Here is a 13803-nt window from a genome sequence, read left to right as displayed (position 1 = left end):
AGTGATTGAGCGATGTCCAACACAAAACAGGCCCCCAAAGTAGGATTCGTCTCCCTGGGTTGCCCGAAAAACCTGGTCGATTCCGAGCGCATCCTGACCCAGCTGCGTACCGAAGGGTACGACGTGGTGCCCAGCTATGACGATGCCGAGCTGGTTGTCGTCAACACCTGTGGCTTTATCGACAGTGCGGTGCAGGAGTCGCTCGAAGCGATCGGCGAAGCGCTGGCCGAGAACGGCAAGGTGATCGTCACCGGCTGCCTTGGCGCCAAAGAGAATCAGATCCGCGAGATCCACCCCAAGGTGCTCGAGATCACCGGCCCCCACGCCTATGAAGAGGTACTGGGTCACGTCCACAAATATGTGGAGAAGCCGCAGCACAACCCCTTCACCAGTCTGGTACCGGCCCACGGCGTCAAGCTGACCCCGCGCCACTACGCCTATCTGAAGATTTCCGAAGGGTGCAACCACCGCTGCACCTTCTGCATCATCCCCTCCATGCGCGGGGATCTGGTGAGCCGCCCCATCGGCGACGTGCTGGCCGAAGCCAAGCGCCTGAAAGAGGCCGGCGTGAAGGAGCTGCTGGTGATCTCCCAGGACACCTCCGCCTACGGCGTCGATGTGAAGCATCGCACCGGTTTCTACGACGGCATGCCGGTCAAGACCAGCATGGTCGCCCTGTGCGAAGAGCTGGCCAAGCTCGATATCTGGGTACGTCTGCACTACGTCTACCCCTACCCGCACGTGGATGACGTCATCCCGCTGATGCGCGATGGCAAGATCCTGCCCTACCTCGACATCCCGCTGCAGCACGCCAGCCCGCGCATTCTCAAACTGATGAAGCGCCCGGGTTCGGTCGAGCGTACGCTGGAGCGGATCCAGAAGTGGCGCGAGATCTGCCCGCAGATCACCCTGCGCTCCACCTTTATCGTCGGCTTCCCGGGCGAGACCGAGGAAGATTTCCAGATGCTGCTCGACTTCATCGACAAGGCGGAGCTGGATCGGGTCGGCTGCTTCAAATACAGCCCGGTCGAAGGGGCGCTGGCCAACGAGCTGCCGGATCCGGTACCGGAAGAGGTACAGGAAGAGCGCTTCCAGCGTTTTATGGAGCTGCAACAGCAGGTCTCCATCCGCAAGCTGGCCCGTAAAGTGGGTCAGGAGATGACCGTTATCATCGACGAAGTGGACGAAGAGGGTGCCACTGGCCGCTCCTTCGCCGATGCACCGGAGATCGATGGTCTGGTCTACCTCAACGGCGAAACCGGCCTCAAGCCGGGCGACATGGTCAAGGTGCGGATCGACGAATCCGACGAATATGACCTGTGGGCCAGCCTGATTGGCTAACCCTGCCATGGGTAAACACACCGCGCGTTGAGCCGATAGCGTTCAACGTAACTAAACAAAAAGCGCCTGATGGCGCTTTTTGTTTAACAACTACTGGCGATAAACCCCTAGCCGAGGTCGTGCAGCGCCTTGCCAAGGGGCGGGGTGAGTCGCAAATCAGAGAAGCGCACCGCCAGCCCCTGCCGCTCCGGGGTGCAGCACATCACCCCGATAAAGCAGCGCTCGCTTGGCGGGAACGGGGCGAGGCGCAGCAGCGGCCACACCTTGCCATCGGTGGAGTATTGCAGGCGCAGACAGTCCGCCAGCCGGGTCAGCCGCAGCCAGAAGCGGCGCGGGTTGCCGCTGAAAATACCGGTGGCCCAGTCAGAGCGCGGATTGGTCAACACGCTGCCGATCATCGGCTGATCGTCGTTGTACTCGATGCCGGCCTTGAGCCAGTGCGCGTCGTCTTGCAGCAGCATCAGCCCCGCCTGATCGTAGAGGGTGGTGAACTCCCCCTCGACGCAGACCTGAAAGGTAAACTCACCCGCCACCTCGCAGCCATAGACATGGCCGCTGTGGCGCTCGAAGCCATACCAGGTGCTGCGCCAAAAATCGGTCTGCTGGTCTGTCACCACCAGCAAACCGCCCTCGGTCTTGTGCCACCGGGCCGGTTCATTGAGCCAGCGCCACAGCGTCCCTTCCATCATCTCGTTCAACTCCTGTTGTCTCGCCAACTTTGCCTCCAGCGGCCCGCTTACTTGCCCTGCTTGAAGAGGATGGCGGTAAAGTGGCTCTCTTTGGTGCGCGGGAAGTAGCGATCCTTGTAGCACTGCTTCTCACTGCTCTCGCAATGTACCCCGTTGCTCAGGGTGTAGCTGCCAGGGTCGGCCCCCTGCAGGTTCTTCTGCAAACGGCTGGCCGCCTGCTCCCCGAGATGGGCGCGTGTCAGGCCAATCGAGATCCCCTGCGGGTCGGCGCAATAGCCGCCTTTCTTGTCGCACACCACCTTGGCGGCGGGAGAGAAAACGGCCGGAGCCGCGTGAACGCCCCCGATTAGCAGCAGCGCCACCAGCGCAGCCGAGCGTTTGAACATGGTGTTACCTTGATAAACCTTGAAAATCAGGGCGTTAATTTATCACTCCGCTTCCGTGATGGCCAATTGCCAGCCACCCTATCAGCCGGTTGCTGCGCAAAGCCCACATAGAGGCTTGGTGCCAACCGGGCCGCCACCGCAGCGGGGCTGGCTTATCGGGAGGCGAACATGTGTAATAGCCGCCTCTACACGTCAGTCAAAGAGTCCGCCATGCAACTCAAACCCCTTCTCAAGGGGCGCTTTCAGCCCCACTGGCAGGCCAGCCATGATCTCATTGAACAGGTGGTCATCTCCTGCATCACGGAGCGGCGCCTGATCCCCGAGGGGGAGCCCCTGATGCGTCAGGGGGAGCTATTGCGGGATCTGGTGCTGGTGCCAAGCGGCCGCATCGCCATGGGCCACACCGCCATGAATGGCCGCCGCTTTCAGCTCGGCACCCTGGAGTGCGACAACCAGCTCTTTGGCGAGATGGAGTTCTTCACCGGCTACCGCTGCCAGCTCGACATCATCGCCGAGGAGCCGCTGGAAGTGGCCCGCATCGACGGCGAGCAGCTAGAACAGGCTCTGGTCGCCCACCCCAAGGTGGCGCTCTTCTTTGCCACCGCCATCGCCATCGACTATCAGGACACGGTGGATATTTTCACCTGCCGCATGCTCTACCCCATCAGCTACAACATCGCCCTCGACCTCTATCACAGCCACTGCCACGACAATCCGGTGAGCGGCTTTCGCAAAGGGTATCAGGAGGCGGAACGCTTCGGCACGACCGACCGGGTCTACCGGCGAGCAGTGAAGGAGCTGATGGATAAAGGATTGGTGGAGCGCGGCGAGGAGGGGCTGCAGATCCGCGATCTGGCGGAGCTCAAGGCCTTTCTGGAGCAGCCATAAGTCGCAGGCATCAGTTGCCGGTTAAAGACAAAAAAGAGGGGCGGTCGATACCGCCCCTCTTGCTGTTTACTCTCCCGCTCAGGCGAGACAGGGCTGGGGTCGGGCCATGCGCAGCGACGCCACCAGCATGGCGAGGATCACGCCGTAGATAAGCGGGATGGCGTACATCACCGCCTGCAGACCGACCACCTGCTCCAGCAGGGCGCTGATGGCCGGGCTGAACATGGCCCCCGCGCTGCCGCTGATGAGGATGTAGGAGACGTTCTTGCTCGATGCCTGGCGCACAAACGACACCCCGTAGGCGATAAAGGCGTTGTAGAGCGCCGCGCAGACAAAGCCGTAGCCGTAGGTGAGGTATGGCAGCTGGCTCAGGTTGTCGGTGGTGACGATGAGCGCCGTCATCCCCATCGCCAGGGTGATGATCACCAAGAGGAAGGTGCGGATCGCAATGCGGGTCACGATGGCGGTGGAGACCAGCGCGCCGAGCAGGGCCGCCGTCCAGTATTGGGTGATGATGTTGCCCGCCTCCTCGAAGGGGATACCGAACTTGTTCTTCACGAACATGGGCGCCCAGGTGAGGAAGGTGTAGAGCGCCAGCATGCCGAGAAAAAGCCCCAGCCCGCCGCTGATGATGCCGAGGTTCCACTCCGAGTGCTCGTTGCCGGCGCTCTCGCCGCCCGCCTCGCAGCTGCGGAAGTTGGTCAGCACCGCCACCAGCATGGTCGCCAGCGCCACCACGCCCACCGCCAGATAGCTCCAGCTCCACGCCATGGCGTGAGTCAGGGTGTAGGTAGTGATAAGCGGGAAGACCACCCCGGCCACGTTGAAGGTGGCATCCTGCACCACCAGCATGGTGCTCTGCATCCGCGCCTGCCAGACGCTCACCACCAGGGTCCCCGCAATGCAGAGCCCCACCCCGCCACACAGGCCGATCACCGTCATGGCCGCCATCACCACATAGAGCGAGCCGGTCAGATGGAGCGAAGCCGCCGCCAGCGCGATCAGGCCGTAGCAGATCAGTGTCATCCGCTTGAGGCCCACCTTCTCGATGAGGAAGAAGGCGGCAATGGTGCCCGCCAGCGCCCCGCCGTTGAGCAGGGAGAAGATGGAGGCCACCTGATTGACGTCGGCGCCGAACTTGGCGGCGATGGGGTCGATCAGCATGCCGAACTGGGTCGCAAAACCGGCCATCACGAAGTTGGCCAGGAAGCTGATGGCAGTGAGGGAGAGCTTATTGTTCATATTGGATCTCTCTTGGGGTCAGGGTGCGTGCAGGGTTGGTCGGGGCCGCGGCGCTTACAGCGCGGTGTGCAGCGCCAACTCGATCATCTGGTTGAAGGAGAGCTGCCGCTCCTCGGCAGTGGTCTCTTCACCGGTCAGGCAGTGGTCGGAGACAGTCAGGATGGCGAGCGCCTCGATCCCCTGCTGATGGGCCAGCCCGTAGAGACCGGCTACCTCCATGTCGATGCCGAGCACGCCGAACTTCTCCAGCGCCGGAATGAGGTTTTCGTCCGGATCGTAATAGAGATCGCCGGTGAAGATATTGCCCACCTTGACCGGAATCGCCTTCTCCTGCGCCTTGGTAAAGGCCTTGTGCAGCAGGGCGAAGTCGGCCGAGGTGGCCATCTGGTAACCGGCGCTGCGCTTGGCGTTGGTCGGGGAGTCGGTGCCCGCCGCCTGCGCCAGAATAACGTCACGCATCTGCACGTGGCGCTGGGTCGCCCCCAGACTGCCGATGCGGATGATCCGCTTGACCCCGAAGTCGTTCACCAGCTCGTGGGCATAGAGCACCATGGAGGGGATCCCCATGCCGTGGCCCATCACCGAGATACGCTGGCCATTGTAGTAGCCGGTGTAGCCCAGCATATTGCGCACATTGGTCACCTCGCGCGCATCGGTCAGAAAGGTCTCGGCGATATAACGGGCCCGCAGCGGGTCCCCCGGCATGATGACGGTCTCGGCGAAATCGCCCGGGTTGGCATTGATATGAGCGGTCATTGTTGTTGTGCTCCAGTTTGACTCGTGTGGATAAGGGCATCCTAGCCCCCGCCCCCTCGCCCCTTGCAGGACAAAAGTCCTGTTGCCCCGATCGAGATCCCAGTTCCGGCAACTTCTCCCAGGCCGCCCCCGCTTGCCCCCTGCGCCGCCGCTTGTTGGCTCTGGATCAGCCCTGCCCTTGCGGCAAGCGCCGTGTCACCCGCCCAGCGATAACGCCCCTGCGCCCCAAAAAGCGCGGGGGGCCTGATGGCCCCCCGCAAACACACCGGATGAGAAAATGCCTTACTTGGCAGCGCTATCCTTCACGCACTTCTGGACAAAGCTGTTCTTGGCCGCGCCAGCCAGCTTCTTGTCGGCTGCCGCCTTCTCGCACTTGGCCGCCGGATCCACCGCCGCGCCCGTCTTCACGCACTTCTGGATAAAGCTGTTCTTGGCCGCACCGGCCAGCTTCTTGTCAGCCGCCGCCTTCTCGCACTCGCCAGTTGCGGCGCCAGCGACATCTTTCACGCACTTGCCGACAAAGCTGGTCTTGGCGGCGCCGTTAAGCTTTTTGGCCGCGGCCTGCGCCTCGCACTGCAACTGGGCTGCGTCGTTGGCAAAGACCGGATTGGCCAGCAGCACGCTGCCGCAGAGCAGGCCGAACAGGATGGTACGCTTCATGGGTGATCTCCTCTCTATCTGGTGATGTGTTTGCATGGTCATATTTGCATGACGATGTGTTGCAAATGGCTGTGATTGCAACAGCTGATTGTTGCCGCAGATCCCCCGCCTCGCCAGCTTGGGAGACGGGGCACAGGGCAACCAGCGCCCGCACTATAGCGCCGATTGGCCATGCGGGATTGTCCCCGCAAGGCCTTCTCCAACAGCAAGCCCGCCCCCTACTTTCCCGCCACGCCCGCCAACCCCAATAGAATCAAGGGCCATGGGAATCCAGTGCCCGGTCAGTGCGATTTGTTGAGCAGGCGCAAAAAAGGCGATTTTTCTGATAGTTACGTCATTTTTTGACTGGCACGACCAGATTCGATTGGCTTAACATAGCCATCCGGTGCCTATTCATCTGCGATGGGCGACTGCCCTCGCTGGTTAATGGAGCATTTTGGAAGCTGTAATCCAAGGGCGGTAGCTTGGGTTTTGGTGGTGTTACGCCTTGCTCAGAAAGGTGGGTATCCCAGGTTTTCATGCCATGGTACATCTCAGACTTAAACCATACCACACCATAAATTATTTTATTTAAACCAATATATATTAGAAATTCTAGAGACCATTATTATATGAACACAGAAAGACCATTAGAACGTAAAGTAATCTGTTCAGTTGAGCGAGCATACTCAAATTCAGAGAGTGATGTAGGTAAGCTTAGAGCATACTATGAAATACTTCCTTCTAATGAAATAGTCCAAATAAATAGCATAGAGTTATTTTGTGAAACAGAAAGAGTTTTCGTTACAGGACAATTCACTGAGCTCAAGGAAAAATTTGGAGACAGGCTTTTTGAAGTAACATGCATACCATCTAGTTTCGAAGCCAGAGAAGGTGATTGTAAATATGTAACTAGATTTACTTCATGTACAGATATCAAAGGCTTAGTTTGTTGTCAGATTTATGATCATCCATTACCAAGTGTTGCCTCACCAGAGTTTATAACTAATAAAAAACCAGTTACTAAAAACATAGTACTTAGAAATGCCTCTAAATTGTATGGTCCCTTTGAGTACCTGTGTGATACAGATAACAATTTAGATAGTTATAAAATTCAAATAAAAGCGATATCAACCCCCCTAAACAACACACTACCGTTCCATATCGGTGAAATAAAAGCTGATGAGTGGAGCTCATACATATTCGAAAAACCAGGTTTACCAACACTATTAGGAAACATAAAGAAGTGTTTCGAGCATTCTGAATCAATCGATTATATAACTGACGATCAGATAATTTCTGTTTATGGTTCAAAAATCGCTCAAAACTCTGAAATAAGATCTTTCAACAAAGGTACTATCGCTCAGATTAGAAAGTCATTTGCAGCATCCGTTGAACAAAGAAAATACCCAGATAGATTTAGGCGTCTATTTGAAGCTTTAGATAACGCAAATAATTGGGAAGGGACAAGAAAGGAACTAATTGATAATTTCTTACTAACCCAATCAGGCCGAAATATACTAGAAGCATATATCGAAACAAATAAGGAAGTATTCTTTAAAGATGAAAAACAAGCTTTTCTTAAAAAGCTTGAATCCACTCACGTGCAACTTAAAAATGACATCCAAGAACTGACATCCAAAAAAGATAAAATTGAAGGGGAGATCCGAAAGTCATTGCGAGAGCGTGAGGAAATGGAGCTCAATGCAGAATCTACCTTATCAATTGATACATTATCTAAAAAACAAAAGGAAGTACTTGATAATGCGATTGCCGAGAAGAAATTAATATTAGATGGATTGTCAAATCAAGTAGAAAGTTTGCAAAGAAAACACTCTAGATTCAATACATTGGAGGCTATAGAGCAAGAAATTAAGGAGTTAGACCGCGACAAAGAGAGAGCTCAAGGTCGACTTAATGAAATGAACTCTCAGGTTGAAGATGTTGCGACAAAATTGAGAAGTTCAAATGAACAGCTTACTACACGACTATTAGAGTTGAAGCCACATGTTGATGCATTATCAGGTATTGCACCGAAACCTCAAGCCACACAGATAAGCTATCATGTCCCAGTGAAGGCATTGGCATTGAATACTCAGGATGATGACCTCAGGGAAGACCTAATAGATGGTGTGCTAGAGTCATTAAATTCGTTAGGGCGAAAAACAGATTATAACTCAGTAGCAAATATTTTAACCACCATTGCACAAACACAGTTTACGCTATTTTCTGGGAGACCAGGAACAGGTAAGACATCATTAGCAAAAATGCTTGGCGTGACTCTTGGTTTAAAGAATAGAATGCTGAATATTCCTGTTGCAAGGGGATGGACAAGTTCAAGGGATGTTCTTGGCTTTTATAACTCATTATCCTCTTCGTTTAACTCATCAGCTACTGGTCTCTATGAGTTCTTGACTCAATTGCATAGTGAAACAAAATCCACTGCCGAGGCAGCCCCTGCGATATGTTTATTAGATGAGTTTAACTTAAGCCAGCCAGAACATTATTTCAGTCCTTTTTTAGAAATGGCCGATCCGGAATCAAAAAGAATAATTACGACTGGTGATCAAACATCTCCATTCCTTGAAATCCCTAAATATCTGCGTTTCCTAGGAACGATTAACAATGACGAATCGGTACAGTCACTCACTCCAAGAATGTTAGATCGCTCAGCAATTATAAGTTTTGATGATTTTGAACTCGATTATGACATATCGCTAAGTCCGGTAAAAAGTTTAGATGATTTAGATGTAACTGCGATTTCAGGGAATAAATTCATTGAGATTTTCACGCCACGCTCACTTGAACTCCCTCAAGATATTGATCGCACCTTGAGATTAATAATTGATACTCTAAGGGAAGAAAAACCTGAATTTGGTCCATCAATTAGTGTTTCATTTAGAAAAATAAAGGCCATCAGAGCGTATCACAGTGTCACATCATCAATGTATATTGATAGTCGATTTGCGGCTCTTGATTACGCGGTATGTCAACATATCATCCCATTATTAAATGGATACGGCCAAAATTTTGGCAAGAGATTGATGCAGCTGTCTTATGTTATTCCTGATGAGATGGAATTAACTCATAAGATGCTTAAAAGAATCATCGACATTGGCAACCAAAATATGTTTACCTATGGCTTTAACATATGATTATTTGGAGAATGTTAGTTCTCAACAGTGATAGCCACGAGGAGAGCTTTGATCTCTTGGCCACGACTGAAGAGAGATATCAGCTTAAAGAAACTGATAGCATTCAGTTTCTAGTGACATTGAGTGATGAAAAGTTCAATGAAGTTGGAGAACCCATCGTACTTATTTCAGATATACCGGTGGAAATGGAGGTAATGCATCTTAAAGATAATGAGAGGACGTTCTCCTCGATAGCGCCTTTAGGAAACCATCTCTCTCGATATTTTTATAACTGCTTTGGTGAAAGTGAAATATGTTTATCCTTTAGCGAGGAACATAAAATTCACTCTGCATATACGGTTAACATTCTAGCTCGTGCCGATAACGCTCGGCTCGCAAATGAGATTTTATGCTATATAACTGATAATTTTGAGGATGCAGTTGCTGTATGTTTCTCAAGAAGCAAAATTTCTGGAGGGTATTCCAAGGACAACTCATTCCAGTTTAGTCGACTAGACATAATTGAAAAAGCATTAGCATATTTATCCGATACTCTCCCCATATTTATTCGTGAGCATAAATATTCTTGGCAACCTGAAATGCAGTTTTCAGAAAGGGGGCAACCGATTGGCCCAGACTCAGTATTCTGGGTCCTATCTAATTTGGACCGTCTCTCACCTGCCAGTACTGAACATGCAAACTTAATATATAATGGTAGAGGGTATAGCTTAGATATATTGCCTAAAGAAGGCATCACAAACAATCATGATGTTTTTGAAAATCGAGTAATCCATACGTTTTTACACGATGTAAAGTCTTTTTTGATTGAGTTAAAAGATAGTTTCAAAATATCAAATCCTCCACTGCATGATTTTTCAAACAATGACTTCGTTCGGTTTGACCACACCATGCAGAAATATGTTCAACTAGCACTTAAGCATAAGAGCATACAACTTGACGCTCTACTGATATCGGTCAATAGGATACAACGAACATTATCTAAATTTATCCCCGCAAAGATAATACCAGGCATACAACCTAAAATGACCTCGTACGTATCAAAGCATATTCATTATCGTACGGCATTTAACTTTATAGAGCAGTGTCATTCAGCGCCAGCTCCAACGTTTGAAGGGAAAAATGTTTTACTGGGACTTAAAAACCTGTCAATAGTATATGAAATATCTAGTCTCTTAATGCTCAACGAGCTCATAAAAAAATGTTTTACAGTCGAAACTATAGAACAATCATACCGCTCTTATTCAAAAGAAAAAGTATTTGGCGGCGTTCGAATAGAAAGACCATATGGAGAGGTTAATAACTATTTTCTATATCGTAGCGATGTTTATGACATTGAGATGCTGTATGAACCAAAAATATATCCTTACAGCGAATTAAGTAAAGCTGGAGACCTGGTTGACACTAGTGACACCAGGCCACACAAAATATACGGGGAGCATCATTTCTGCCCCGACTTCATAATTAAAATCAATTCAAAACGATGGAGAAAAGCCATTACTTTAGTTTTAGATGCCAAGTATAAAGATGCAGCCACCATTAAACGATATGATATAGATGAATTAACAAAGCAATACTTATTAAATATCCATCAGGTTAATGAAAAAGGTCGATTGGGGGTCTCTCCAATTCAGTTGCTTCTATTACTGTTTGCGCATGATCGCTCTGGGACTATTGTTAGAACCGTAGCTCCGCGCCATTGTTTGACAGGTACGCTACCAGTTCTTCCTCAAGCATGTGCTGTTTTGTTAAAACCAAGCAATATGTTATTGCTAGATCAACAATTTAGAGCATTAGTTGAAATTATGGGCCGCGAGTATATTTAAATGAAATATCTTTATACTGTTGATACTTTTTAATAACTAGGGAGTAATGGGCCACCGATACGAAATACCCTTCATCGGATGATAATAAAAATCCCCCGTTACCGGGGGATTTTTATTTCTATCGGTTATCTCAGCTCAGCTACTTACCCCACCAAGAACGCCCTTAACCGGGCTAACTCCGCAGACAAATTAACGGAAAGCAGCGGCAGCTCGGCATGCTTGGCGAGCGGGCCGGGCAGCGGCACGTCGAGACTTAGGATCTCGTCCACCGACTCCTTGAACTTGGCAGGATGAGCGGTGCAGAGGAACACGCCGACTTCATCCTCGGCCAGCTGTTCCCCCAACAGATCCCAGGCAATGGCGCCGTGGGGTTCGCACAGGTAATCCAGCTGGTGCAGCCGTTTCAGCGCATCTCGAGTCTGAGCATCGTCACGCATGCCAGAACCCAGGGTCTCCAGCGCCCAGCCCTTGCGACGGCACAGCTCCTCTACTCGCGGCCAGTTGTTGGGGCGGCTGACATCCATGGCGTTCGACAGGGTGGCCACTGTCTGGTGTGGCTCCCACTGACCGGTTTTCAGGTAACGCGGCACGGTGTCGTTGGCGTTGGTTGCGGCGATAAAGCGCTTCACCGGCAGCCCCAGCGCCTTGGCGATAAGGCCCGCAGTGAGGTTGCCAAAGTTGCCGGACGGCACGCTGATCACCGCCTTGGCGCGATCGGCCTTGGGCAGCTGGGCGACCGCTTCGAAGTAGTAGCAAACCTGCGCCAGCAGACGGCTGATATTGATCGAGTTGGCGGAGTTGAGGCCAATGGCCTTTTTCAGCGCCTCGTCGTCAAAGGCCTGTTTCACCAGCGCCTGACAGGCATCGAAGTCGCCATCGATGGCGATGGTGCGGATATTGCCGCCAAGGGTGCAAAAGAGCTTCTCCTGCAGCGGGCTGATCTTGCCCTTGGGATAGAGGATCACTACCTCGATCCCCTCCAGCCCGTAGAAGGCGTGGGCCACGGCGGCGCCGGTGTCGCCGGAGGTGGCGGTGAGGATGGTGATCTTGTCATTTGTTCTGAACGCCGCGAGGCACTGAGCCATAAAGCGGCCGCCGAAATCCTTGAACGCCAGGGTCGGGCCGTGGAACAGTTCGAGGGCATAAGTGCCATCCTTGAGTTTCACCAGCGGCGCCGGGAAGGTGAAGGCGGCATTGACAAGCTCGCTCACCTTGGCGGCGGGCACTTCGTCCCCCAACAGGTGGCTCAGGATGCGGGCAGAGCGTTCGGCCAGCGGCAGATCGAGCAGGGCATCCACATCGGCGAGCGGTTCGAGTTGTTCGGGGAAGAAGAGCCCCTGTTCGCGACCCAAGCCCTGACGCACCGCCTGCGCGAAGCTCACCTGTTCGCTGTTGTCCTTGATGTTGTAGAGATTCATAGCTCGCTTCCTGTTACCCGTGCCCCGGCCATGTCCAGTTTGCAGACCCGGGCAAATCCATCTTCGTTCTGCACGAAATGTGCTTCCATCCAATCCTTCATCCGCTCGGCCTGCGCCAGCTCCTTCATCACCACAAACACGGTGGGGCCGGAGCCGGAGATGCCGGTGGCCAGCGCCCCGTTCTGGGCCGCCTGCGCCCGCACCTCGGCAAAGCCTTCGATCAGCGCCGCGCGGTAGGGCTCGGCAATCACGTCTTTCAATACGCTCGCCGCCAGCGGCTCCTGCCCGGTGTAGCTGGCGTGGACAAAGGCAGCCAGGCGGCGGCCGTAGGTGAGGCAATCCTGACGGCGATATTGGGCCGGCAGAATGGCGCGGGCGGCGGCGGTGGAGACCACAGTGCCCGGGTAGCAGACCACCCAGTACCACTCGTCAAACACCGGAATGCCCTGGCTGATAACGCCCGCCTCCTCCACCACCAGCTGCATGCCACCCAGATAGCAGGGGGCGACGTTGTCGTAGTGAACGGAGCCGGAGATGCGCCCCTCCATCTCACCCATCAGCAGCAGCAGGGCGTGCTCGTCGAGCGGCTCGCCATGAAAGGCGTTGAGCCCTTCCAGCGCCGCCACCACGCTGCAGGCGCTGGAACCCAGACCAGAGCCAACCGGCAGGTTCTTCTCCAGCACCATTTCAAGCGGCTTGAGGCCAAGACCGCGCTTCTCCAGTGCCTCGCCATAGGCGACCCAGCAGTCATAGAGGATATTCTTTTTCGGATCGTCCGGCAGCTTGTGGGCGTAGCGGCCCACGGCGGAGAGGGCGAACGGCACGTCAGCCGCTTTTACCTGCACCCGATCGCCGAGCAGAGAGCCATCCACGGGGGCGAGCGCCGCCCCCAGTACATCGAAACCCACGCTCAGGTTGGCGCTGGAGGCGGGTGCATAGGCGACCACGCTACTGCTCTGGTACATGTCTGAACTCATGCTTATAGCTCCTGCTTCCAGTTCTGGGTGCGCAGCACATCGGCAAAAACGCCCGCCGCGGTCACTTCGGTACCGGCGCCATAACCGCGCAGCACCAGCGGGATCGGCTGGTAGTAGGTGGAGAAGAAGGCGAGCGCGTTCTCCCCGTCTTTGACCTTGAACAGCGGCTCGTCGGCACCGACCGCCTTGATGGCGACCTTGCACTTGCCACCCTCGATGGAACCTACATAGCGCAGCACCTTGCCTTCGCGCTGGGCCGCGGCGAACTGGTCGCGGAACCAGCCATCGGCCTCCGGCAGGCGGGCCATAAAAGACTCCACATCTTCGCTGGCATCACCCTCTTTTACAAAAGATGGCGGCAGCGCCTGCTCGACTTCGACATCGGAGAGCTCCAGCGCCATGCCGGCCTCGCGAGCCAAGATCAAGAGCTTGCGCGCCACATCCATGCCGTTGAGATCGTCGCGGGGATCCGGCTCGGTAAAGCCGTTG

Annotated in this window: 11 protein-coding genes and 1 pseudogene; 4 read left to right on the top strand and 8 right to left on the bottom strand. The window is 53.7% G+C overall.

The annotated features are described in order from the left end of the window. The first annotated feature begins 12 nt into the window (after positions 1 to 12). A complete protein-coding gene (rimO, locus tag AACR93_RS15675; protein ID WP_042032463.1) occupies positions 13 to 1341 on the top strand; it encodes a 30S ribosomal protein S12 methylthiotransferase RimO in 1329 nt (442 codons plus the stop codon). Positions 1342 to 1448: 107 nt separating this feature from the next. Here the strand turns inward: rimO and AACR93_RS15670 are convergent, their stop codons facing one another. After that, entirely contained in the window at positions 1449 to 2030 is a 582-nt protein-coding gene (locus AACR93_RS15670) for a DUF1349 domain-containing protein (RefSeq protein WP_043851278.1), read from the bottom strand. Between the two features lie 47 nt (positions 2031 to 2077). Further along, positions 2078 to 2416 carry a YcgJ family protein gene (locus AACR93_RS15665; RefSeq protein WP_043851277.1) on the bottom strand — a complete coding sequence of 113 codons (339 nt, stop codon included), beginning with the start codon at positions 2414 to 2416 and terminating at the stop codon, positions 2078 to 2080. A gap of 210 nt (positions 2417 to 2626) precedes the next feature. Between AACR93_RS15665 and AACR93_RS15660 the strand changes: the two genes are divergently transcribed. After that, positions 2627 to 3304, top strand: coding sequence for a Crp/Fnr family transcriptional regulator (locus AACR93_RS15660; RefSeq protein ID WP_043851276.1), 678 nt, complete (start codon positions 2627 to 2629; stop codon positions 3302 to 3304). Between the two features lie 78 nt (positions 3305 to 3382). Here AACR93_RS15660 and tsgA read toward each other — a convergent pair whose 3' ends face one another. The 3 genes from tsgA to AACR93_RS15645 form a co-directional block, all read right to left on the bottom strand. Beyond that, positions 3383 to 4546, bottom strand: coding sequence for an MFS transporter TsgA (tsgA, locus tag AACR93_RS15655; protein ID WP_043851275.1), 1164 nt, complete (start codon positions 4544 to 4546; stop codon positions 3383 to 3385). Positions 4547 to 4600: 54 nt separating this feature from the next. Beyond that, complete coding sequence (gene deoD / locus AACR93_RS15650) at positions 4601 to 5302, bottom strand: purine-nucleoside phosphorylase (protein WP_005303072.1); 702 nt, start codon at positions 5300 to 5302, stop codon at positions 4601 to 4603. A gap of 282 nt (positions 5303 to 5584) precedes the next feature. Continuing rightward, positions 5585 to 5962, bottom strand: coding sequence for a hypothetical protein (locus AACR93_RS15645; protein WP_043851273.1), 378 nt, complete (start codon positions 5960 to 5962; stop codon positions 5585 to 5587). Positions 5963 to 6573: 611 nt separating this feature from the next. Between AACR93_RS15645 and AACR93_RS15640 the strand changes: the two genes are divergently transcribed. Together AACR93_RS15640 and AACR93_RS15635 are read left to right on the top strand one after the other, a co-directional pair. Next, positions 6574 to 9096: a PhoH family protein gene (locus AACR93_RS15640; RefSeq protein WP_043851272.1), complete on the top strand. Its 2523-nt coding sequence runs from the start codon at positions 6574 to 6576 to the stop codon at positions 9094 to 9096. Between the two features lie 56 nt (positions 9097 to 9152). Beyond that, a complete protein-coding gene (locus AACR93_RS15635) occupies positions 9153 to 10919 on the top strand; it encodes a nuclease domain-containing protein (RefSeq protein WP_197077968.1) in 1767 nt (588 codons plus the stop codon). Positions 10920 to 11062: 143 nt separating this feature from the next. Here AACR93_RS15635 and thrC read toward each other — a convergent pair whose 3' ends face one another. From thrC to thrA, 3 genes and pseudogenes are all read right to left on the bottom strand, one after another. Beyond that, positions 11063 to 12337: a threonine synthase gene (gene thrC / locus AACR93_RS15630; protein WP_043851270.1), complete on the bottom strand. Its 1275-nt coding sequence runs from the start codon at positions 12335 to 12337 to the stop codon at positions 11063 to 11065. After that, positions 12334 to 13314, bottom strand: coding sequence for a homoserine kinase (gene thrB, locus AACR93_RS15625; protein ID WP_043851269.1), 981 nt, complete (start codon positions 13312 to 13314; stop codon positions 12334 to 12336). The genes thrC and thrB overlap by 4 nt, the downstream gene beginning before the upstream one ends. Positions 13315 to 13316: 2 nt before the next feature. After that, a pseudogene (thrA, locus tag AACR93_RS15620) lies at positions 13317 to 13803 on the bottom strand (bifunctional aspartate kinase/homoserine dehydrogenase I); the annotation flags it as partial.

The sequence above is a fragment of the Aeromonas sp. L_1B5_3 genome, assembly GCF_963866575.1.
In the GTDB taxonomy this organism is placed as follows: domain Bacteria; phylum Pseudomonadota; class Gammaproteobacteria; order Enterobacterales; family Aeromonadaceae; genus Aeromonas; species Aeromonas jandaei.
This window is presented reverse-complemented; position numbering and strand designations above follow the sequence as displayed.